Source organism: Erythrobacter longus (assembly GCF_000715015.1).
GTDB classification, from domain to species: domain Bacteria; phylum Pseudomonadota; class Alphaproteobacteria; order Sphingomonadales; family Sphingomonadaceae; genus Erythrobacter; species Erythrobacter longus.
The window spans coordinates 621346-642542 of sequence record NZ_JMIW01000001.1 but is presented as its reverse complement, the minus strand read 5'-3'; the positions used below and the strand labels follow the sequence as shown (position 1 = coordinate 642542).

26 protein-coding genes are annotated in these 21197 nt (G+C 57.5%); 19 read left to right on the top strand and 7 right to left on the bottom strand.

Annotation, left to right across the window (positions count from 1 at the left end; all coding sequences use genetic code 11):
* The first annotated feature begins 27 nt into the window (after window positions 1–27).
* The 9 genes from rpsP to EH31_RS03060 all read left to right on the top strand — a co-directional run bounded on the left by rpsP (window position 28) and on the right by EH31_RS03060 (window position 7768).
* On the top strand, window positions 28–534 hold the full coding sequence (gene rpsP / locus EH31_RS03105) for a 30S ribosomal protein S16 (protein ID WP_034958012.1): 507 nt from the start codon (window positions 28–30) through the stop codon (window positions 532–534).
* A gap of 103 nt (window positions 535–637) precedes the next feature.
* Window positions 638–1156: a ribosome maturation factor RimM gene (gene rimM / locus EH31_RS03100; RefSeq protein WP_034958010.1), complete on the top strand. Its 519-nt coding sequence runs from the start codon at window positions 638–640 to the stop codon at window positions 1154–1156.
* Between the two features lie 3 nt (window positions 1157–1159).
* Window positions 1160–1741, top strand: a complete 582-nt coding sequence (locus tag EH31_RS03095; RefSeq protein ID WP_051698889.1) for a glycine-rich domain-containing protein — start codon at window positions 1160–1162, stop codon at window positions 1739–1741.
* The gene (locus EH31_RS16670) at window positions 1741–2580 is read left to right on the top strand and encodes a TIGR04222 domain-containing membrane protein (RefSeq protein WP_051698888.1); all 840 of its coding nucleotides are present in this window, start codon (window positions 1741–1743) and stop codon (window positions 2578–2580) included. Before EH31_RS03095 ends, EH31_RS16670 begins: the two co-directional genes overlap by 1 nt.
* 22 nt (window positions 2581–2602) lie before the next feature.
* On the top strand, window positions 2603–2941 hold the full coding sequence (locus EH31_RS03085; RefSeq protein WP_034958009.1) for a hypothetical protein: 339 nt from the start codon (window positions 2603–2605) through the stop codon (window positions 2939–2941).
* A complete protein-coding gene (locus EH31_RS03080; protein ID WP_034958007.1) occupies window positions 2938–3888 on the top strand; it encodes a carbon-nitrogen hydrolase family protein in 951 nt (316 codons plus the stop codon). The genes EH31_RS03085 and EH31_RS03080 overlap by 4 nt, the downstream gene beginning before the upstream one ends.
* Window positions 3889–4177: 289 nt before the next feature.
* Window positions 4178–5029 (top strand): tRNA (guanosine(37)-N1)-methyltransferase TrmD, encoded by an 852-nt coding sequence (trmD, locus tag EH31_RS03070; RefSeq protein ID WP_034958003.1) that lies wholly within the window; start codon window positions 4178–4180, stop codon window positions 5027–5029.
* Window positions 5026–5394: a 50S ribosomal protein L19 gene (gene rplS, locus EH31_RS03065; protein ID WP_034958002.1), complete on the top strand. Its 369-nt coding sequence runs from the start codon at window positions 5026–5028 to the stop codon at window positions 5392–5394. Before trmD ends, rplS begins: the two co-directional genes overlap by 4 nt.
* 154 nt (window positions 5395–5548) lie before the next feature.
* The gene (locus tag EH31_RS03060) at window positions 5549–7768 is read left to right on the top strand and encodes a S9 family peptidase (protein ID WP_034958001.1); all 2220 of its coding nucleotides are present in this window, start codon (window positions 5549–5551) and stop codon (window positions 7766–7768) included.
* A 76-nt stretch (window positions 7769–7844) separates the two neighbouring features.
* Here the strand turns inward: EH31_RS03060 and EH31_RS03055 are convergent, their stop codons facing one another.
* Window positions 7845–8726 carry an alpha/beta fold hydrolase gene (locus EH31_RS03055; RefSeq protein ID WP_034958000.1) on the bottom strand — a complete coding sequence of 294 codons (882 nt, stop codon included), beginning with the start codon at window positions 8724–8726 and terminating at the stop codon, window positions 7845–7847.
* 86 nt (window positions 8727–8812) lie between these two features.
* Here EH31_RS03055 and EH31_RS03050 point away from each other — a divergent pair, with 86 nt between their 5' ends.
* The 6 genes from EH31_RS03050 to EH31_RS03025 are packed head-to-tail and all read left to right on the top strand — an operon-like array spanning window position 8813 to window position 13021.
* Window positions 8813–9838 carry an aspartate-semialdehyde dehydrogenase gene (locus EH31_RS03050; RefSeq protein WP_034957999.1) on the top strand — a complete coding sequence of 342 codons (1026 nt, stop codon included), beginning with the start codon at window positions 8813–8815 and terminating at the stop codon, window positions 9836–9838.
* 25 nt (window positions 9839–9863) lie between these two features.
* A complete protein-coding gene (locus EH31_RS03045) occupies window positions 9864–10484 on the top strand; it encodes a DUF2238 domain-containing protein (RefSeq protein ID WP_051698988.1) in 621 nt (206 codons plus the stop codon).
* A gap of 2 nt (window positions 10485–10486) precedes the next feature.
* Complete coding sequence (locus EH31_RS03040; RefSeq protein WP_034957997.1) at window positions 10487–11041, top strand: hypothetical protein; 555 nt, start codon at window positions 10487–10489, stop codon at window positions 11039–11041.
* A gap of 37 nt (window positions 11042–11078) precedes the next feature.
* A complete protein-coding gene (locus EH31_RS03035; RefSeq protein WP_034957996.1) occupies window positions 11079–11729 on the top strand; it encodes a 2-hydroxychromene-2-carboxylate isomerase in 651 nt (216 codons plus the stop codon).
* Window positions 11726–12472 carry an alpha/beta fold hydrolase gene (locus tag EH31_RS03030; RefSeq protein WP_034957995.1) on the top strand — a complete coding sequence of 249 codons (747 nt, stop codon included), beginning with the start codon at window positions 11726–11728 and terminating at the stop codon, window positions 12470–12472. The genes EH31_RS03035 and EH31_RS03030 overlap by 4 nt, the downstream gene beginning before the upstream one ends.
* 24 nt (window positions 12473–12496) lie before the next feature.
* Window positions 12497–13021: a hypothetical protein gene (locus EH31_RS03025; protein WP_152553433.1), complete on the top strand. Its 525-nt coding sequence runs from the start codon at window positions 12497–12499 to the stop codon at window positions 13019–13021.
* Here the strand turns inward: EH31_RS03025 and EH31_RS03020 are convergent.
* The 4 genes from EH31_RS03020 to rpsF all read right to left on the bottom strand — a co-directional run bounded on the left by EH31_RS03020 (window position 13018) and on the right by rpsF (window position 15833).
* Window positions 13018–14454, bottom strand: coding sequence for an AMP nucleosidase (locus EH31_RS03020; protein WP_034957992.1), 1437 nt, complete (start codon window positions 14452–14454; stop codon window positions 13018–13020). The two genes, EH31_RS03025 and EH31_RS03020, sit on opposite strands and share 4 nt — an antisense overlap.
* 121 nt (window positions 14455–14575) lie before the next feature.
* Window positions 14576–15232, bottom strand: coding sequence for a 50S ribosomal protein L9 (rplI, locus tag EH31_RS03015; RefSeq protein WP_034957991.1), 657 nt, complete (start codon window positions 15230–15232; stop codon window positions 14576–14578).
* An 11-nt stretch (window positions 15233–15243) separates the two neighbouring features.
* Window positions 15244–15468: a 30S ribosomal protein S18 gene (rpsR, locus tag EH31_RS03010; RefSeq protein WP_034957989.1), complete on the bottom strand. Its 225-nt coding sequence runs from the start codon at window positions 15466–15468 to the stop codon at window positions 15244–15246.
* Window positions 15468–15833 carry a 30S ribosomal protein S6 gene (rpsF, locus tag EH31_RS03005; RefSeq protein ID WP_034957986.1) on the bottom strand — a complete coding sequence of 122 codons (366 nt, stop codon included), beginning with the start codon at window positions 15831–15833 and terminating at the stop codon, window positions 15468–15470. The genes rpsR and rpsF overlap by 1 nt, the downstream gene beginning before the upstream one ends.
* Window positions 15834–16031: 198 nt before the next feature.
* On the opposite strand from rpsF, the gene EH31_RS03000 reads away from it, so the two are divergent.
* Entirely contained in the window at window positions 16032–16976 is a 945-nt protein-coding gene (locus tag EH31_RS03000; RefSeq protein WP_034957983.1) for a DUF808 domain-containing protein, read from the top strand.
* Window positions 16976–17620, top strand: a complete 645-nt coding sequence (locus EH31_RS02995) for a glutathione S-transferase family protein (protein ID WP_034957979.1) — start codon at window positions 16976–16978, stop codon at window positions 17618–17620. Before EH31_RS03000 ends, EH31_RS02995 begins: the two co-directional genes overlap by 1 nt.
* Here the strand turns inward: EH31_RS02995 and EH31_RS02990 are convergent.
* Together EH31_RS02990 and EH31_RS02985 are read right to left on the bottom strand one after the other, a co-directional pair.
* Window positions 17617–17892 (bottom strand): hypothetical protein, encoded by a 276-nt coding sequence (locus EH31_RS02990; protein ID WP_034957978.1) that lies wholly within the window; start codon window positions 17890–17892, stop codon window positions 17617–17619. The two genes, EH31_RS02995 and EH31_RS02990, sit on opposite strands and share 4 nt — an antisense overlap.
* The gene (locus tag EH31_RS02985) at window positions 17889–19328 is read right to left on the bottom strand and encodes a glutamate ligase domain-containing protein (RefSeq protein WP_199796991.1); all 1440 of its coding nucleotides are present in this window, start codon (window positions 19326–19328) and stop codon (window positions 17889–17891) included. The genes EH31_RS02990 and EH31_RS02985 overlap by 4 nt, the downstream gene beginning before the upstream one ends.
* 55 nt (window positions 19329–19383) lie before the next feature.
* Here EH31_RS02985 and EH31_RS02980 point away from each other — a divergent pair, with 55 nt between their 5' ends.
* Together EH31_RS02980 and fabD are read left to right on the top strand one after the other, a co-directional pair.
* Window positions 19384–20214, top strand: coding sequence for an LD-carboxypeptidase (locus EH31_RS02980; RefSeq protein WP_034957976.1), 831 nt, complete (start codon window positions 19384–19386; stop codon window positions 20212–20214).
* A 27-nt stretch (window positions 20215–20241) separates the two neighbouring features.
* On the top strand, window positions 20242–21180 hold the full coding sequence (gene fabD, locus EH31_RS02975) for an ACP S-malonyltransferase (protein ID WP_034957974.1): 939 nt from the start codon (window positions 20242–20244) through the stop codon (window positions 21178–21180).
* Window positions 21181–21197: the final 17 nt, after the last annotated feature.

Genomic DNA, 21197 nt, shown 5'->3' with positions numbered 1-21197 from the left:
ACAGAATAACTCGAAAGGTAATCTACAATGGCAGTTGCAATCCGGCTTTCGCGCGGTGGCGCCAAAAAGCGTCCTTACTACCGCATCGTCGTCTCTGACTCGCGTAGTCCACGCGATGGTAAGTATCTCGAGCAGATCGGCACCTACAACCCGCTTCTCGCGAAAGACAATCCTGAGCGCGTAAAGCTCAACGAAGACCGTGCGCGTCACTGGCTTTCGGTTGGTGCAAAGCCTTCGGACCGTGTGCACCGTTTCTTTGATGCCGCTGGCATTCTTGAGCGCGATGCGCGCAACAACCCGAACAAGGGTAAGCCCGGCGAAAAAGCTGTCGAGCGTGCTGAAGAGAAGGCTGAAAAGCTGAAAGAAGCAGAAGAAGCAGCGAAAGCGGCCGAAGCAGAAGCAGCCGAAGCAGCAGCAGCACCCGCTGAAGAAGCGCCCGCTGAAGAAGCAGCCGCAGAAGAAGCTCCTGTTGAGGAAACGCCTGCACAAGAAGCCGCTGCTGAAACAGCCGCTGAAGAAAAGAACGAAGGCTAAGCTTTTCCATGAAGAACACCGTTCGTGCTGAGCTTGTCGAAGCACGGTTGGCGTGCGCAATCGCGCGCCGCCAGGCAGGCTCAGGGCGAACGGAGTTTTGTGTATGAGCAGCGATGAACCCATCGTCCTTGCGGCCGTCACCGGCGCGCATGGTATTGCGGGTGAGGTGCGCCTCAAATTGCTCGGCGATGGGCTTGATGCGCTGAAAAGCCACAAGTCCTTCAGTGCCAATGTTGAGGGGGGGAAGCTCACCCTCAAGAAGATACGCTCTGACAATAAAGGCGGCGCAATTGCGCGCTTTGCCGAGGTGCAGGGGCGCAGTGCAGCGGAAAAGCTGCGCGGCACCACCTTAAGCGTTGCGCGAGAGAAGCTCCCAGAGCTTTCCGAGGGCGAATATTACCACGCCGATCTTATCGGCCTTGCAGCGCATACAGATTCAGGCCGTGTAATTGGGACCGTTGCAGCGGTCCAGAATTACGGCGCGACGGACATCATCGAAATTACTCTCGATCCTCCACCTGTAAAGGGCCTGAAGACCATTATGGTCCCCATGACCAAGCAGGCCGTTATCGAGTGGGACACCTCCAGACTTGTCATAGCCGAGGATTTCGCCGACCAATAGCATATGAGCGTTGGGGCAAATCATCCGAAACCCGCAATGTCGAGCGAGCTTTGGGAGCGGCTTGAGGCCTATACCATTGGCCCAGAGGACGCTTCCTTGTCATTTGCTGCCCGGCTCACCCGCGAAAACAGATGGTCGCCTGGTTTTACCGAGCGCGTGATCGGCGAATACAAGCGCTTTTGCTATCTCGCCTGCACCGCTGGGCACGAGGTAACGCCCTCTGATGCGGTCGATCAGGTGTGGCACCTCCACCTTACCTACAGCCGCGATTATTGGGGCCAGTTTTGCCCGCAAGTTTTGGGCACACAGCTGCACCATGGACCGACAGCAGGCGGGCAGGTCGAACGCGGTCGGTATTATGACCAATATGCGCAGACTTTCCGGTCGTATGAAGACGCATTCGGCGAACCGCCGCCTTCGGACATCTGGCCCGGTGCAGGACGCCGCTTTGGCGTTGATCCGCGCGGACTTCGCGTTAACCCGAATGATGTTATGATCCTTGATAAACGGCTCGCGCTTCTGGGTGCAGCGGGCTGGATTGCGCTTGGCATTGTGATCGCTGTTATGATTGGAGTGATTTTCTGATGGAAATTTTCAGCTCTTATTCGGGTGCGGGCTTCCTGGGATTTTATGCCCTGATGCTCGCCACATGTGTTGCCGCGGGCTTTTGGATCCCGGCCAATCTGCGTCCTTTGGGCAAGCGCAGCGAGGTTGAGGACCTGGAAGAAGTCGCAGTGCTGAATGGCGGGGCGGACCGATTGAACCTCGCCGTGCTGTCATCGCTTTTTGCCAAGGGAGCGCTCACATCCGGCAATTCCAAAAAGCTATTTTCGACAGATAAAGATCAGGCAGAGAGCGAGGCCGAGCGCGCAGTGCTGTCCAAGGTTGGCGGGTTTAGCCTTGCCGATGCCAAACGGACCTTGCTTGAACAGGCAGCGCAGGTTGAACAGCGGCTGATCCAACGCGGGCTTATGATGAGCGAGCAGGAACGGCTGCGTCTCAAGATATTCTCGACCTTGCCATTTGCGGTGCTCTTTGTGATCGGGCTCTATCGCCAACAGGCAGGCGCGGCTTTGGGTGAGCCGACAGGCATTTTGATCGCGCTGTTGATTGTCACCTTTGTGCTGGGCCTGATCCGGTTTTTCACCGGCACAAAACGCACCATCGCGGGCCAAGAGGTGGTTATGGAGCTTGAAGAAAGCAAAAGCCGTCTAAGGCGCGCACCGCAGGCGAATGAGGCAGGGTTTGCCGTGGCGCTGTTCGGGACGGGGGTCTTGGTCGGTACTCCGTGGGAAGCGGTCCATGCCGCGCGTGCGGCGAGTGCAGGCGGGGGCGCAGGCGGTGTGTACGGCGGCGACGATGGCGGCTCTGATGGCGGAGGAGGCGGCTGCGGGGGCGGTGGCTGTGGCGGTTGCGGGGGCTGATTTTGCGCCTTAAGGGGCAAGGATGAATTCTGACGCCCTTATGGTCATTCTCCTTCTTGTTTCCGGTGCTCTTATCCAGGTCGCGGCGACGCTTGGCTGTGTTCTTCTGACAAAGCTCTGGCTTGGCCGGTTTTCACGCGGGGTTCGTACAATGATTGCCGCCTTGAGCGGTTGTCTCGTTATGGTCTCACCCGTGATGATTGTGGGGATCGCGGACGAGAGTTTTGGTGGTTGGGGCGAGTTTTTTGGCGTTATCGCCGTGCTTTTGTTCTTTTGTATGGTCGTCGCATGGTTGCCCGCGCATTTCGTGACACGCCGCCTCGACCAGCTAACCGAATTCGACATTGAGACGTTTACGTGACCCAATTGCCCGTTGCCATTTGCCAAGCTGCGCCGATCCCGCTGGATTTCACCGGAGGGATTGAAAAAGCGACGCGTCTATCCCGAGAGGCGATTGACGCAGGCGCGCGGTTTGTGGCGTTTGGGGAGACGTTTCTCGGCGGTTATCCGCTGTGGCTGGATGAGGCTCCGGGCGCGGCGCTTTGGGACCATCCGGGGACCAAGGCGTGCCACCAGATTATGCTCGATAATGCGATTGTGCCAGGGGATGAGCGCCTGCTGCCATTGCAGGAGCTTTGCGATGAGAGCGGCGCTTGCATTTCTATCGGCGCGCATGAGCGGCTTCGCTCCAGCCTTTACAACAATCAATTGCTTTTCCGCCCCGGTCTGCCGCCGCTTGACCACCGTAAGCTTGTGCCAACGCATGGCGAGCGCTTGATCTGGATGCGCGGCGATGGCTCGACCTTGGGCGTGCACGAGGCGGAATGGGGCAATGCTGGCAATCTCATCTGCTGGGAACACTGGATGCCGCTAGCGCGCGCGGCGGTGCACAATCTGGGCGAGGCGGTCCATGTCGCCGCTTGGCCCACGGTGCGCGAGGAATATGCGATTGCTTCGCGCCACTATGCGATGGAAGGGCGGTGCTTTGTCCTTGCCGCAGGGCTGGTGCAGCACCGCGATGATCTGTTTGATGGGTTGGAGCGGGTAGGCGGCTCTGCCGAGGCTAAGGAGCTGTTCGAGGCGATTGAGGGCGCGGCGCTTAATCGCGGTGGCTCGATGATTATCGCGCCCGATGCACGGGTGCTGGCGCAAGCGGGCGAAAGCGAGGAGGTTTTGTACGCCGAACTCGACCTATCAGAGCGCGGGCAGGGGCTCACCAGCCTCGATACCGACGGTCACTATTCGCGGCCTGATGTGTTTGAGCTCAATGTGGATACACGGGCGAAGGATGGGGTGAATTGGGCGTGAGTGAAGATTTGCAGCAGCCTAGAAGTAGATCAAATCCATGGATCATCGTGATTGCAATTTGTCTTGTGGTGCTCGTGGGCTTGTACGGTTGGAATATGTATACCACCGCCAAAGAGCGTGAATGCCTTGCCCTGTCGCAACAACCAACATTCACAGTCAGAGTAACGGGTCATCGGTGGTCATTCGCCGACGGGTGTGAAGTCCAAATCGTTTGGTCGCATAAGCCGCTAGAGCCAGAATGGACCAAGGAGTGGCTTTTCCGCGGCGTGCATACTGTTGCGGACGATTGATGACCTTCGCCGCCACCATCCTCACACTCTATCCAGAGATGTTTCCCGGTCCCCTCGGCGCAAGCCTTGCGGGCAAGGCGCTTGAGCGCGGCGATTGGTCGCTTGAGACGGTCAACCCGCGTGACTTTACCACGGACAAGCATCGCACCGTTGATGATACTCCCGCTGGGGGCGGGGCGGGAATGGTGCTTAAGGCCGATGTGATGGCGCGGGCGCTCGACTCAATTCTCCCCGGACCGGGGAGGGGGACCGCGAGCGAAGCTCGGGGTGGAGGGGAACTTTCGGAAGGGCGCGATCTGCCCCTCCACCAGACTGCGTCTGGTCCCCCTCCCCATGCTGGGGAGGATGTTCCCGTTCTCGCCATGACGCCGCGCGGCAAACCCATCACGCAAACCCGCATCCGCGAACTCGCTAAGGGGCCCGGCGTCACCATCCTATGCGGCCGTTTTGAAGGCTTTGACGAGCGCCTGTTCGAGGCTCGCCCGCAAATCGAAGAAGTATGCCTTGCCGACATCGTCCTTTCCGGGGGCGAAACAGCCGCGATCACCATACTTGATGCTTGCATTCGGCTGCTTCCCGGCGTAATGGGCGCGGCTTCTAGTGGGACTGAAGAGTCGTTTGAGGACGGCCTTCTGGAATACCCGCAATACACCCGACCTCAAATATGGGAAGGGCGCACGATCCCCGAAGTGCTGCGATCTGGGGATCATGCGAAGGTGGAGGCTTGGCGTAAAGCTCGGGCTGAAACCGATACTAGGTTACGCAGGCCGGACCTTTGGGAACGCTATAACAGTGTTCGGGACCAGTCTGCCTCTGGCGCGCGGCGAAAGAAAAAGGAAACGGACCAGTGAACCTGATCCAGCAAATCGAAGCTGAAGAAATCAGCAAGGTAACCAAAGAAATTCCATCATTTCGCGCAGGCGACACCGTTCGTGTCGGCGTGAAGGTGGTTGAAGGCCAACGCGAGCGTATTCAGAACTTTGAAGGCGTCGTAATCGCGCGTTCAAATCGCGGCATGGGCTCCAACTTCACCGTGCGCAAAATGAGCTTTGGCGAAGGTGTGGAGCGTGTGTTCCCGCTTTATGCGCCAATCGTTGACAGCATCACTGTTGTTCGCCGCGGCGTTGTGCGCCGTGCGAAGCTTTACTATCTGCGTGGCCGCACCGGTAAGCGTGCGCGTATCGCAGAACGCCGGGAAAACGCTCCTAAGAAATAAGAGCTTAGGCGAACGAATTATCAGAAAGGGCGGTCCGGCAAGGGCCGCCCTTTTTCGTTTCCAGGGCTTGCGTTTGAGGTCAGCCATTGCAAGGAACAACGCCACGTAGCTGAGCGTTCGAACAATGCTCTGACAATTGAAGGTATAATACGCGATGCGCCTGTTTCTTGCCGCTGCTTCTGCCGCACTTCTCTCCACCACAGCCTTGGCCGACGATCATATGACATCCACACCCGAGCTCACTTTTGAGCGCGTCTTTGCTTCGCCTTCCTTGAACGGCCCGAGCCCGCGCGCAGTGCAGTTTTCGCCTGACGGTCGGTATCTCACGCTCCTGCGGAACCGCGCTGAGGACTCCTCGCGCTATGACCTGTGGGGCTTTGACCTTCAGACGAGCGAATGGCGGATGCTGGTGGATTCAGAGGCAATCGGCACAGGCCGCGAGCTCTCCGAAGATGAAAAGATGCAGCGCGAGCGTGAACGGGTGGGGAGCCTCAAAGGCATTATCACCTATCAATGGGCAAGCGATGCCTCTGGCGTGCTGGTGCCGATTGATGGGGACCTCTATTTCGCAAAACTCGACGGCGACGTTCAGCGCCTGACCGACACCGAGGAAAGCGAGCTCAACCCCAAACTATCGCCAAAGGCAGGCTACGTTTCCTTCATCCGCGACCGCCAGTTGTGGGTTGGCGAAGTTGGCGGGGATGCGGCTCCGATTACTCCGAAAGAAGATGACACAATCCGCTGGGGCGAAGCGGAATTCGTCGCTCAGGAAGAGATGGGGAGGCTCACTGGTTATTGGTGGAACGGCAATGACACGCGCCTAGCGGTGCAGCGCACCGATGAGAGCCCGGTTGGTATCGTCACACGGGCTGCGATTGGGGCGACTGGTACTAAGGTCTTCGATCAGCGCTATCCGGTCGCGGGCTCTGACAACGCCATTGTCGAGCTTTACGTGATGGACCCCGATGGCGGTAACCGCGTGAAAGTCGATCTTGGCGAGAACACTGACATTTACATCGCGCGGGTCAACTGGGGGCCAGACGATTACCTCTATGTCCAGCGTCAGAACCGCGAGCAGACCGTGCTCGATATGCTCAAGGTCGATCCTTCGACCGGTGAGAGCGAAATATGGTTCACGGAGAAAGCAGCCCGCGAAGAATACTGGATTAATCTTAGCGATAATTACCGCTTCTTGTCCGACGGCAGCCTGCTGTGGTGGTCGGAGCGCGATGGCTTTGGCAATTTCTACCGCTTCGACGGCAGCGAATGGACGCAGCTTACCAGCCTCAAAGAGCCGGTGACGAAGCTTGTCGGTATCAATGAAGACAAGGACCAACTCTTCTTCACCGCCGTTGAGGGCGTCCTCACCGAGCAGGTCTATTCCGCGTCGCTTAGTGGACCCTCAGAGCCCAAGCGCCTGACCGACACCGACTACACCAACACCGCCAGCATGGACCCAACCGGTTCGCTGATGCTCGTCAGCCGTTCCGCGCCCGATCAGCCCACGCAAAGCTATCTTGCAGGCGACCTTGGTCAGCGCCTCACCTGGGTTGAAGAAAACGCGCTTTCGCAAGAGCATCCCTACACGCCCTTCCTGCTTGGCCACACAATGCCGGAATATGGCACTATCCCGGCTGAAGACGGGACTGAGCTGCATTACATGATGCTCAAACCCGATATGGAACCGGGCAAGAATTACCCGGTGTTCTATTACCATTATTCAGGGCCGGGCCCGCAGATCGTGGACAAAGGCTGGGGCGGGGCGCTCGCACAGGCCATCGTCGATAAAGGCTACATTTATTTCGCGCTCGACAACCGGGGCACGGCCAATCGCGGCGTGGATTTTGAACAACCGATCTACCGCGCGATGGGCGGGGTTGAAGTGGTTGATCAAAAGACCGGGGCTGAGTTCCTGAAAACGCTGGACTTTGTCGATGGAGACAAGATCGCGCTCTATGGCTGGTCGTATGGCGGCTATATGACGCTGAAGCAGTTGCAGGCCGATCCTGGGCTGTACGCAGCGGGCATTTCCGGTGCGCCGGTGACCAAGTGGGAGCTTTACGACACCCACTACACCGAACGCTTTATGGGCGACCCGCGTGAGGTGCCTGAGGCTTACGAGGCCGCAAGCGCCATTCCCGATGCGACCAAGATCAGCGACCCTTTGCTGCTCATCCACGGCATGGCCGATGACAATGTGGTGTTTGAAAACTCCTCAGAGCTGATCAGTGTCCTGCAAGAGAACAATGTGCCCTTCGATATGATGCTCTATCCCGGCTACACGCACCGTGTGTCGGGTGAGCAGATTTCACCGCATATGTGGAACTCGATCTTCCGCTTTCTTGAGGCGCATGGGGTGACACCGCCGGAGTGACGATGTCGTCATCCCGAACTCGTTTCGGGATAACCGTCTAATCTTGGTTCATTGCCGCTGTCATCCTGAAACAAGTTCAGGATGACGTTGAGGGTGATTTTAGCCACTCCAACGCCTTCGCTGCCACCTCATCGGGCGCCTCAACCTGCGGATAATGGCCGATGGTGGGCAGCAAATGGTGCCGCGCCCCCGGCACCACTTCGCGCCACCTGTCATAAGCGTGCTTGCCAGACACCGGGTCGAGCGCGCCGTTGATATGGCCGATCTTACTTTCAGCGCCCACCAATGCGGCCTCCCAGCGCTCCTTGTGCGTACGCCGATCCGCGATGTAGTGAAGCAGCTTGTGCATAATCCGGTTGCCGGAATTGTGTGCGATAAACTCCCAGAATTGGTCTAGCTCACCGGACGAAGGCTTTGTGTGCGGGCCAAAGACTTGGCTGAAACTGCTCCCGAACCTCTGACGGTTCATCAAAAGGCCAAGGACAAACCCAATGGGCGATACGCCGATCTTCTGCATTGTCACTGGGCGGTGTTGGTCCGGGAAGATGCCTCCATTAAGGAACACGCATTTGCCAAGCCCCGCCGCCCCGGATCCGTCTTGTTGCCGGGCAAGCAGTTCCTGCCCTACCGACACCCCGTAATCATGCACAAGCGCGTCAAACTCGGTTATGCCTAGATGCGCCAATAAAGCCTCTTGGATGTCCGCTTGCTTGTGAATGGAGTACCCTGAGCCAGGCTTATCCGAGAGCCCAAATCCCAGCATATCGCAGGCGATCAGATGGTGCTTTTGCGACAATTGATCCCACACGCTCGCCCAGTCCCACGCGCAGGTCGGATAGCCATGTACGAGCAATAAAGGGCGTGCAGACGTATTCTCAGATGTCCAATAGGCAATCTGATACCCCTGAAAGTCGAAATATTTGGCCTTTTGTCGCCAAACCTGTGTATCGGCAGCCATGAAATCTCCCCCAGAGATGATCTTGTGGAATGGTGCTAGCCGACCATCTTGGCGGCGCAACCCAGTTGATGTGAAGGAATACCAGAATGGGCTACCGTGTAGCAGTCGTCGGCGCGACCGGAAATGTCGGCCGTGAAGTCATGCAGATCATGGCCGAACGCGAGTTTCCCGCTGACGAAATCGCCGCCATTGCATCCTCGCGCAGCCACGGCTCTGAGGTTGAGTACGGCGACAGCGGAAAGATGCTCAAATGCCGCAATATTGAACATTTCGATTGGTCTGGCTGGGATATTGCTCTGTTCGCTGCTGGGTCTGGCCCGGCAAAGGAATATGCGCCCAAGGCGGCGGCTGCGGGATGTGTTGTGATCGACAATTCCTCGCTCTATCGCATGGACCCTGACGTGCCCCTGATCGTGCCAGAGGTGAACCCCGATGCGATCGACGGTTATGCCAAGCGCAACATCATCGCGAACCCCAATTGCTCCACCGCGCAGCTTGTTGTGGCGCTGAAGCCGCTTCACGATGCAGCGACAATCAAGCGCGTTGTCGTCTCGACCTATCAGTCTGTCTCCGGCGCAGGCAAAGCGGGGATGGATGAACTTTTCGAACAAAGCCGCGCGATCTTCGTCGGTGATCCGGTAGAGCCTGCGAAATTCACCAAGCAGATCGCCTTCAACGTGATCCCTCACATCGATGTCTTCCTTGACGATGGTTCGACCAAGGAAGAGTGGAAGATGATGGTCGAGACCAAGAAAATTCTCGACCCCAAGATCAAGCTGACCGCAACCTGTGTGCGGGTCCCCGTGTTTGTGGGCCACTCAGAAGCGGTGAACATTGAATTCGAGCATGAGATGACGGCTGAACGCGCTCAGGAAATCCTGCGCGAGGCGCCCGGCATCATGCTGATCGATAAGCGCGAAGACGAAGGCTACGTCACACCGGTCGAAGCTGCGGGGGACAGCGCCACTTATATCAGCCGGGTGCGCGAAGACCCAACGGTTGAGAACGGCCTTGCGCTGTGGTGTGTCTCCGACAACCTTCGCAAAGGCGCAGCCTTGAACGCCGTGCAAATCGCAGAGCTTTTGGGTCGGCGCCACTTGCAGAAAGGCTAAGCGCGGCTTGGGCTATCTGTCGCATTTGACGAAGTTTCAAGGCTGGCTTTTGGGGTTTGGCCTTGTTGGCCTGGCATTGGCTCAGGTCGATCAGCCATTCCCGCACGTCGCCCCGCTGCATCATGTACCCACTTTGCTGGTCATCCTTGCAGCGCCTGCTTTGCTGCGGCGGTGGCCGCTTTCGAATGCAGCGCTGTTGTCTTTGTTTGCCTTCCTTGCGCTGCACACGCTGGGCGGGCGATATACCTATACCAACACTCCCTATGATGCGTGGGTCGCGGCGCTTTTTGGAAGCGATCTGAGCACAATCATGGGCTGGGATCGCAACCACTACGACCGCCTCGTCCATTTCAGCTTTGGCCTTCTCATGGTGCTCCCGGTGGCGGAAATCCTGCGCCGCTATGTGGGCGTGACCAAGGTGCTTGCGCTCTATGTTGGCGTCGAATTTGTCATGGGTATCAGCGCCATTTACGAAATTTTTGAGTGGCTTTTGTCCATCCTCCTCGCGCCTGACAATGTTGAGGCCTATAATGGTCAGCAAGGCGATATCTGGGACGCACAAAAAGATATGGCACTGGCGTTTGCAGGTGCTCTTATCGCTGCTTTTGCGATCTGGATGATAGAACGCTCGAAACAGGAGGAGTAACTATGCGTAGGCTTGCTTTGGGTGTGATGGTTTTGGCGCTTGCTGCGTGTGACAGTGGCCAGGTGCCTTCGCCCGCGGACCGCATGGCAGGGGATATCCCTGTCGATACCGTCGATGAGGGTCTTGTCGCGCTCCACGGCGAAGGCGTGGTTGCGGGCGCTGAGAGTTTCTTTTTCGCAGCGGGTCGCAATGAGGTCGAAACCGCGCTCACAAAGGTGCTGGGCGAACCTGTCAGCCGCAACGAGATCGAAGAATGCGGGGCAGGGCCCATGCAGATGACCAGCTATGCCGGCGAATTGACGCTGAATTTTCAGTCAGGCTCGCTCGTGGGCTGGAACATAGGCTCTGCGCCCGAAGGCGAAGGGGAAAATATCCAGATCGATGCTGACGTCACAATTGGGATGGCCGCCGATGATCTTGCGGCTGCCACGGGCTATACCCCGATTGAAGGCAGCACCTTGGGTGAGGAATTTGCTCTTAGCAACACAATGGGTGGATTTGTCGATTCCGGCGCTGTCAGCATGCTTTATGCAGGGGCCCAATGCTTTTTCAGGTAACAGTGCTTTTTCCGGCAATTGGCGTTAGGCTTGCGGAATGACAATCAAAGCCGACCTCTTTTTCAGTTTCCGCTCACCCTACTCCTATCTTGCTGTGGGACGGTACCGGGACATGGCGCGCGAGTATGATCTCGACATTACGCTCCGCACGGTTCTACCGATCGCGGTGCGCGATCCCGATCTGCTTTTTACAGGCAATCCGGCGGCTCCTCGCTATATCTTTATGGATTCTTTTCGATCAGCGCAGATGCTGAAAATTCCCTTCCGCTGGCCGCGCCCTGATCCGATTGTTCAGGACATTGCAACCCGCGACATTGCCAAAGACCAGCCCTATATCTTCCGTATTTGCCGTTTGGGGCAGGCCACAACGCGCCGGGGCAGGGGCCTGGAATTTGCCGCCGAAGTAGCCAGGATCATCTGGGACGGTTCGACCGACAATTGGCACGAGGGCGATCACTTGGCGGGCGCTGCGACGCGGGCGGGCCTCGACTTTACCGAGCTAGAGGCTGAAGCAGCGTCCGATGCGGACGCGCTGGATGCAGAGATCGCAGGCAACACCAAAGCGTTAGAGGAAGCGGGCCATTGGGGCGTGCCCACTCTGGTGGTCGATGGCGAACCCTTCTTTGGTCAGGACCGGGTGGACATGGCCAAATGGCGCATGGAACAAAAGGGACTGGTTAAGCGGTGAGTGCCTCAAGTTTTTCAAGTTTCGATGGCGCACGGCTGGCGGTCACAGTCATGGGCGAGGGGCGCCCGCTTGTGCTTGTGCATGGGCTCTTTTCCTCTGCCGAAATGAACTGGATCAAATTTGGTCATGCGGCCAAGCTGGTCGAGGCTGGTTTTCAGGTCATCATGCCTGATCTTCGCGCGCATGGGGCAAGCGCAAAGTCGCATCATGCAGGCGACTATCCTGTTGGTGTGCTGACCAAGGATTTGGCTGCGCTCGTCGCGCATTTTGAGCTTGATGATTACGATTTGGCGGGATTTTCTCTGGGAGCGCGTACCTGTGCCAAGGGCGTGATTGACGGCCTTGCCCCGCGCCGTTTGGCGCTGTGCGGGATGGGTTTGCAGGGGCTATCGGGTTGGAAGAACCGGTCCGCCTTTTTCATCGATGCCATCGACCGTTTTGATGAAATCAAGCGCGGTGATCGGGCCTTTATGGCCAAGTCTTTCATGAAAACGATGGGCATTGACCGTGAGGCCGCTCGCCTTTTGCTGGGCGCGGTGGACGATGTGAACAGCGCGGACCTTGCCAAAATCACTATGCCAACAGCTCTCATTTGCGGGGATAAGGATCAGGACAACGGTTCAGCCAAAGAGTTGGCATTGGCGCTTCGCGATGGTCGTTACCGCGAAATTCCGGGCACCCATATGAGCAGCGTTGCCGATGGCGCTTTTGGCGATGCTCTCGTCGAGTTTTTCATGAACTAACAGGTGACGTTCGGGGGCGGGTCAATGAATGAGACAATCAGCATACGAATGTGGCTGATCAGCCTTGCGGTCTTTGCTCTGGTGATGGCTGCGTCTGCGTCAATCACGCAAGGCGACGTCACCTTTGGCATCATCGACCACCAAGCCGCCGGCACGGCAAGCCGCGTGGACGAAATTCAGGCCCAATGGCGCGAAGGCGGGGTCCTGAGCCTAGCGATTATCGCCATGATGGCAGATTTGGCATGGATATGGATCTATGCCTTGGGAAGTTACCTGGCAGGCCGCGAATTTGCGACGAAGCGGCGCGGTGTTCTGCGCTTCTTGGGACTGTTCATTTGCGCGGCCGCCATAGTGTTCGGCATCACCGATTACACCGAAACCATCTCGCAGTTCATCCAATTGCTGCAAGGCGAAGGCAGCGACACCCTGGCCGGGATCGCAGCCTTCATGCAGCCGATCAAAATCGCTGCGTTTATGGCAGCGTTCATTGGCGTGATTGTCGCTATGGTGGCAGACCGCTTTACTGGGCGGTCCGCCACAAATTCCTAGCGGAATGGAGGCTCGTTAAACGCTCTCAATTTGCGAGAGTGCAAACGGTCGCCTTCATCACGCAGATGCTTGCACGCTTCCAAACCGATCTGAAGGTGGGCAGCGATCGCCTCTTCATAGAATTTGTTGGCCTGACCCGGCAGCTTGATCTCGCCATGCAGCGGCTTGTCCGAAACACATAGCAGCGTGCCATAAGGCACCCGAAAACGATATCCCTGAGCAGCAATGGTGGCGCTTTCCATCTCGACCGCAATCGCGCGGCTTTGCGAAAACCGCTTGGCGGAGGTTGAGTAATGGAGTTCCCAATTGCGGTCATCGGTGGTGACAACCGTGCCGGTTCGCATCCGCTGTTTGATGTTTGCCCCTTGGACGCCTGAGACGGCCTCTGCTGCGCCTGCAAGCGCCAGCTGAACCTCTGCAATCGGCGGGATAGGCACCTCTGGAGGAAGCACACCGTCCAGCACATGATCATCGCGCAAATAGGCGTGAGCAAGCACGAAGTCGCCGATCTTCTGGCTCGAGCGCACTCCGCCGCAGTGGCCGATCATCATCCAGGCGTGCGGGCGAAGGACCGCCAGGTGGTCGCAGATCGTCTTTGCATTGGACGGCCCCACACCGATATTGACAAGGGTAATGCCTTTCCCGTCCTCTCGGATGAGGTGATAGGCTGGCATCTGGTGTTTGCGCCAAGCGGTGTCGTTGAGCTGGCCTTGCGCATTGTCTGTGCATTCTTCGATATTGAGCCCAGCAGCCCCTTTGAGAGCCGTGTAGCTCTCTTTGCCGATCAGCTGTGCGCCCCAATTCACGAATTCATCGACATAGCGGTGGTAGTTTGTGAAAAGGATGAAGTCCTGAAAGTCCTCAACCTTGGTCCCGGTGTAGTGCGCGAGACGAGCGAGCGAATAGTCGGTGCGAAGGCCATCGAATAGCGACAATGGCATGTCAGCGTTTTCGTCAAATTCGATCCCATCCGCCAGCTCATCCCCGATGAGCGAAAGGTCAGTCGAAGGGAAATGCTGTGCGATATCCTGCGGGGCAATGCCCTGCATCGCGGCGCCCGCTTCGCCGTCCAATACGTATGGGAAGGGGATTTCCTGGCGCGACCGGCTGACGGTCACGTCAATCTCGTACTCAGCTGCAATGAGCCCGAGTTGCTCTTCGAGATAGGCCGCGAACAGATCGGGCCGTGTGATTGTTGTTGTGTAGGTTCCCTGCAGTTCCAATCGGCCAAACGCGCGGCTGCGATCCTGGGGGTCGCCCACTCCTGAATAATGCAATGTCAGCTGGGGATAGGCGTAAGAGCCATCGTGGCGCTTGCGCTCTGGCGGTATGGTGCCGTTTTTTCCAAAGGCGATGACGTCTTCGCGCAAAGCGGTGACGGCCTGGTCGTAGTGCTGCTGCAATTGTTCAAGGATAGTGGGGATTGGGGTCATATAGTTTTGTCCGTTGTTGTTTTCATTACATCTAAGGGTCTTTGGCCCCTTTTACAAAAAGGGCGCGAAAGTCTTGTGACTCTCGCGCCCTTTAATTGGGTCCTGTGGTAAGCCAAGGCGATCAGCCTTCGCTCTCCCCAGTCGCTTCAGCGTCGTCGCCTTCGGCAGCTTCCTCAGGAGCAGCACCTTCTTCGAAGAGCTCCTCGGGAATTTCGCCAGGCTCAAGGCTTGGATCGCGTGTGTTGGCGGCCGCTGCTTCTTCGATCTCGCGTTGTTCGTCTTCGAACATTTGCGCAAGAACGTCGACGCCTTGGGTCTGAAGCTCGGCTTCATCGTCAGAGCGGGCAACGTTTGCTTTCACAATTACATGCACTTCCGGGTGCAGAGCAACGGTCACATCGTGCATACCGATCGTTTTGATCGGTGCGCCCATGATGACCTGTTTCTTGTCGATTTCGTGACCTTGTGCAGTCAGGCCGGCGACCATGTCGCGGACGTTGACCGAACCGTAAAGCTGACCGGTGTTCGATGCTGCACGGATGAGGATAACCTCAGCGCCTGCAACTTTTTGACCAGCGGATTCTGCTTCAGTCCGCTTTTCGGCGTTTTCTTTTTCAAGACGCTCACGGTTGGCTTCAAACACAGCCTTGTTGGCATCGTTTGCGCGCAGGGCCTTCTTTTGTGGAAGAAGGAAGTTGCGAGCATAGCCATCCTTGACGGTGACGACATCGCCAATCGAGCCGAGTTTTTCGACGCGTTCGAGAAGAATGATATCCATGTGCTCTTCTCCTATTTCACGATGTAAGGAAGCAGGCCGATGTGGCGTGCGCGCTTGATGGCTTTGGCCAATTCACGCTGCTTCTTGGCTGAGACGGCGGTGATGCGCGAAGGCACGATCTTGCCACGCTCGGACATAAAGCCCTGCAGCAGACGCACGTCTTTGTAATCGATTTTCGGGGCTTCCTTGCCTGAGAACGGGCAAGACTTGCGGCGGCGGAAGAAAGGACGGGCCATCAGTCGCGCTCCTCACGGTCTGAACGGCGCTTACGATCGCGCTCGTTTTTGCGCATCATTACCGAAGGACCTTCTTCGTGCTCTTCAACACGGATAGTCATGTAACGGATGACGTCTTCATTGATACGGGTTTGGCGCTCGAGCTCTTCAACAACCGCGCCAGGCGCGTCGATATTGAGCATGACGAAGTGCGCCTTGCGGTTGCGGTCGATTTTGTAGGCGAGGGATTTAAGGCCCCATGTTTCGGTCTTGGTGACCTTGCCTTCGTTCGCTTCGACGATTTCGGTCGCCGAGGCCGCCAGCGCGTCAACTTGGGCCTGCGAGAGGTCCTGACGCGCGAGGAAGATGTGCTCATAAAGAGCCATATCCACGTCCTTACACTGTAATGCCGATCGCTGGCTTGTCTGCGGGATTGCAGGGCCCCTCCGGCTTTCTTCTGTATCCCCTTATCAACAGGGGATGCGCGCACATACCGAGTTTGATGGGGAATGCAAGCTTTGTGAGCTTGGCCTTGCGCACACTGTGGGGCATGGCATGAGCGCTTTTATAAGGAAGGTTCAAAAATGCCATCAGGATTAGTGGCGCTGTTTGACGATGTCGCGGTGATTGCGCGTGCAGCGTCGGCATCGGTTGACGATATAGCAGTGGCAGCGGGCAAAGCGGGGTCGAAAACCGCAGGTGTCGTGATCGACGATGCGGCGGTGACCCCAAGTTATGTGACCGGCCTTTCCCCTTCACGCGAACTTCCAATTATCTGGGCGATCACCAAGGGCAGCTTGTTCAACAAGCTTATCATTCTGCTGCCCGGTGCCATTCTGCTTTCCGAATTCTTGCCGCAAGCAATTATCTGGATCCTGATGCTGGGCGGCGCTTTCCTGTGTTACGAGGGCGCGGAAAAGGTGATGGAGAAGCTGGGCGGGGCAAAGCACGGCAAGACGGTCGAGGATGAAATCGCCGATCCGCAGGCTTTTGAAACCCAACGCATCGCAGGCGCCATTCGCACCGATCTGATCCTGTCTGCTGAGATCATGGCGATCACCTTGAACGAGCTTGATCTGCCCACCTGGTGGGAACGCGGGCTTGGGCTTGCATTGGTTGCGTTTGTGGTGACGGTTGCGGTTTACGGATCGGTGGCGCTGATTGTGAAGATGGACGATGTGGGCCTGCGATTGCTGCGCGAAAGCGAAGTCACCAATGTTCGCCGGTTCGGCGTCTTCCTGCTTCGAGCCATGCCGAAACTGCTCATTGCCCTGTCCTTTATCGGCACCATTGCGATGTTGTGGGTGGGTGGCGGTATTATCGTCCACGGCACGCATGAGGTGGGTATCCACCTCCTTTATGATATTGCCCACGGGGCCGAATACGCGGTCGCAGGCGCAACAGGCGCGCTTTCGGGTGTGGTTGGCTGGGTCACCTATGCCGCGATTTCAGGGGTCATCGGCCTCGCGCTGGGAGCGGTGATCGCTTTCGTCTTGCACAAAGTCATCGGCTATGAGGGGGCGCATTGATGGCTCAAGATCAACAGGGGGCGCCCATCCTCTACACCTGCGCAGGCTCGCGCGGCCAACGTTGTACCTGGGTAGCCGAAGAGGCAGGGGTTGAGCTCGACCTCAGAATGCTTCCATTCCCGCCGCGCCACAAAGCGCCCGAATATCTTGAGACAAATCCGCTCGGCACGATCCCTATGTTGATTGATGGCGAAACGCAGATGACCGAAAGCTGCGCGATTGCGCATTACTTGGCGGTAAAGGGCGGAGCGGACGCTCTGATCGTTCAGCCGGGCGAAGCAGATTACGGTGAGTATCTCGACTATACCTATCACGCCGACGCCACGATCACTTTTCCCCAGACGGTCTATATGCGATTTGCCCTGTTCGAGAAGCATAAGGGCTGGGAGGACGCTGGCCACGCCTATGCCAATTGGTTTGAAAAGCGGCTGGTGAAGATTGAACAGCGGTTGAAGACGCGTGAATATCTGTGCGCGGACCGTTTTACCGTGGCCGATATCTGTGTGGGCTATGCGTTGATTTTGGCCAAATCGGTCGGGCTGGATGAGCGGATACCAGAGCCGCTTAAGGCATACCGCGAAAGGCTGACATCAAGGGACGCCTACAAAGCTGCAATTGCAAAGGAAAAAGCAGGCGCGCCTTAGCCCGGCTCATCCAAATCCGCCCCGCATTGACCGCAGGTCTTGTTTGGCCAAGGCACGATCAGGGACCCTCGAAAAAACAGGTTCTTGCCGCATTTGGGGCAGTTGAAGAGTCTGATCCGCACATTGACCACGATCAAGAGCAGCACCGCGACAGCGAAGGCCCAAGTCGAATGGCCCAACCATTTGTCGATCGTAATCACAAACATAAATGCCGCCAGCGTTGCGAACAGCATCAGTTGCGCATGGCGCACGGCAAGGCGGTAAATCGTCATTTCAGCCGCTCGAAAACACTCTTTGCAAACGCACTCAAAGTGTCATCGCGCGCGCCCATGATAACGATGCGGTCACCGGGCCGGGCCAGTTCCACCATCCGGTCGCCGCAAGCCTCGCGTGTTGCAATGTGCTCGGCGGAACCGCCGTTGTCTTCGATCAGCTTGATGATCCGCTCTGTTCCTTCGCTGCGGTCCACTGTTCCGCCAAAGTAAACAGGATCGCACATGATCGTGATGTCATCATCGCCAAGCTCGCGCGCAAAAGTCTGTGCAAGCTCATCGCCCATCTGGCGCAATGGGCCGTACCCGTGCGGCTGGAAGAAAGCGATCACGCGGCCTTCGGTTGCTTTCAGGGTACGCAAGGTGGCAGCGCATTTCTCTGGGTTGTGGCCAAAATCGTCGATAACGCTGATGCCAGAGGGGCTGGTGCCCACAACATCAAACCGCCGCGCAAGCCCTTTGAACCGGCTGAGCGCATAAACTGAGCGAGCGATTTCAATCCCCGCAGCGCTCATCGCCGCAATTGCGGCCAATGCGTTTGCGAGATTGTGAAGGCCTGGCATGGGGAGGTCTAGCGGAAAGACCTCTTTCGAGCGATTGTCGAGCAGCACCGCGCGGATGCTCAACGCTCCTTGCTCAATGCTTTCAGGCTCAACCGTAATGTTGGCGGATTGGTGGTGAATGCCAAAAGTGACCTTTTGCGTTGCACGGCCAGCAAGAAAGCGCGATTCTTCGTCATCCATATTGATGACGGCGCAGCCTGCCTCAAATAAAAAATTGCCAAACAAAGTGCGCAGTTCCTCGATCGACTTGTGATCAAGGCTAACGTTCAAGAGCACGCCGATTGTGGGCCGGTAAAGCGCAATGGAGCCATCGCTTTCATCCACTTCGCTGACGAATATACGCGGGCTACCCACCCGCGCACTGGCAAACGGGTTTGCCTCATCAACGAAGTTTTTCATCACCGCGCCGTTCATCACGGTTGGGTCGTGACCCAGATCGGCCAAAATCCAGGCGATCATGCCTGTAACAGTGCTTTTGCCAGACGTACCGCCAACCGCGATGGAATAGCCCGCGTCGTTGAAAAGCTCCGCCAACAGTTCAGCGCGCGTCATCCGCTTGCAACCCAATTCCTTGGCTCGGGCAACTTCGGGCACTGTGTCCTCTATTGCGGCAGAAGCGATCAGCGTCTGGTTGGCGGACACTACACCGCTTCCGTCCTGCGGGAACATGGTGAAGCCATTTTCGGCAAGCCATTGGAATTTTTCGGGCGTGCGGCCCTGGTCATAGGACCGGTCAGACCCTGCGACTTCGTGCCCAAAACCTTGCGCAAGCTGGGCAAGCGGCAGCATTCCAGAACCGCCGATTCCGCAGAAAAAGAAAGGACGCATCCCCAAAGGACCTGTCTGCGCCGCGTCATCCACTGTTCCACTCATGGGAAGCATGGTTATGGGCTTGCCACGTGAGTTACAAGCGCCCTAGGCTGGCTTCATGACAAATATTGCGATTTGTGCACCGGCAAGAGCGATCACCCGCGATCACGCAAGCGCGTTGGAAGCTTTGGTCGAGGCTGAGTTTCCCGATCATAAAGTGACCTTCCACGATCAATGCTTTGAGCGTGTGGGCCATTTTGCAGGCGATGATCTGACGCGGCTGGGCGGCCTGCTGGATTGTGCCAATGATCCATCGTTTGACGCAGTGTGGTTTGCGCGCGGGGGTTATGGTTCAAACCGCATTGCAGAGGCCGCGATTGCGCGGATGAATGCAAGCGCCCGGTCAAAGACCTATGTCGGGTATTCAGATTGCGGGTATCTGCTCGGCGCGCTTTACAAGGCGGGGATTGGCCAATGCGCCCATGGTTCCATGCCAATCAGCGCCAGTTCTTCAAGCGGCCCTGAATCCGTGCGGCGCGTCCTGCGGTGGTTTGGGGGCGACAATTCAGGGCTAGAGGCGAGCCTTGATGGCGCTACGCCAGCAGCAGCCTTCAACCTCATCACACTCGCGATGCTGGCAAAGACCCCGCTTATGCCGGACCTTACAGGGCACGTGGTGATGGTTGAGGAAGTGAGCGAGCAGCTTTACGCCATCGACCGCGTGTTTTTCGCCCTTGCAGGAAGCTTGCCGCGCATCGCGGGCCTTAGGCTTGGCGCTGTGACGGATATTCCGGAAAACGACATTCCCTTTGGCTCCACCGAAGAGGAAATCGCCAAGTTCTGGTGCGCGCGGGCGGGCATTCCCTACCTTGGGCGGGCCGAGATCGGGCACACAGCTGCCAACAGGGTTGTGCCTTTCGGGCTTGCAGGTCCCGCCGGGTCTTCGTAACGGCGCGCGGTAAGAGGAGTATTTTGCATGAAAGCGTTCGTTTTTCCGGGGCAGGGCAGCCAAAAAGTGGGCATGGGTGTGGATATTGCCGCAGCCAGCATTGCTGCGCGCGAGGTGTTCCAAGAGGTCGATGATGCGCTCAGCCTCAAGCTCTCTGCGATCATGGCTGAGGGACCTGAGGATCAGCTCACCCTTACCGAAAATGCGCAGCCAGCGATCATGGCCAATGCGATTGCGACCTTGCGTGTGCTTGAAGCTGAGTTCGGGGTAAAGCTGGAGGATGCGGCTACTTGTGTGGCGGGCCACTCGCTGGGAGAATACACGGCTCTGTGTGCAGTGGGCGCGTTTGACCTTTCGACCACGGCGCGTCTGTTGAAACTGCGTGGCTCTGCGATGCAGGCCGCTGTTCCGGTAGGCGTGGGCGCTATGGCGGCGCTTCTGGGTGCAGATATTGCCAAAGCGACTGCACTTGCCGAGGCGGCGGCTGAAGGCGAAGTGTGCGAAGTCGCCAATGACAACGATCCGGGCCAAGTCGTGATCTCTGGTCACAAGGCAGCGATTGAGCGTGCGGTTTCGCTGGTGAAAGAGCACGGGATCAAGCGCGGCGTTTTGCTGCCGGTTTCTGCCCCATTCCATTGCTCGCTCATGCAGCCAGCGGCCGACCGCATGAAAGAGGCGCTTGCCGAAACACCTCCGGGCGCGCTCGCTTTGCCGCTCTATGCCAATGTGACCGCTGCCAAAGTGAGCGATCCGGCTGAGGAGCAGGACCTGCTTGTCAGCCAAGTGACGGGCCGTGTGCGTTGGCGCGAAAGCGTTGCTGCGATGCACGCAGATGGAGTGGAGCACTTCGTCGAGCTTGGCGGCAAAGTCCTCTCGCCCATGATCCGCAAAATTGCCGGCGAGGCTGAAACCACCAGCCTAATCACTATGGAAGACCTCGAAACCTTCGCCAAAACCCACGCGTAACCCTGCGTTAAGCTGGG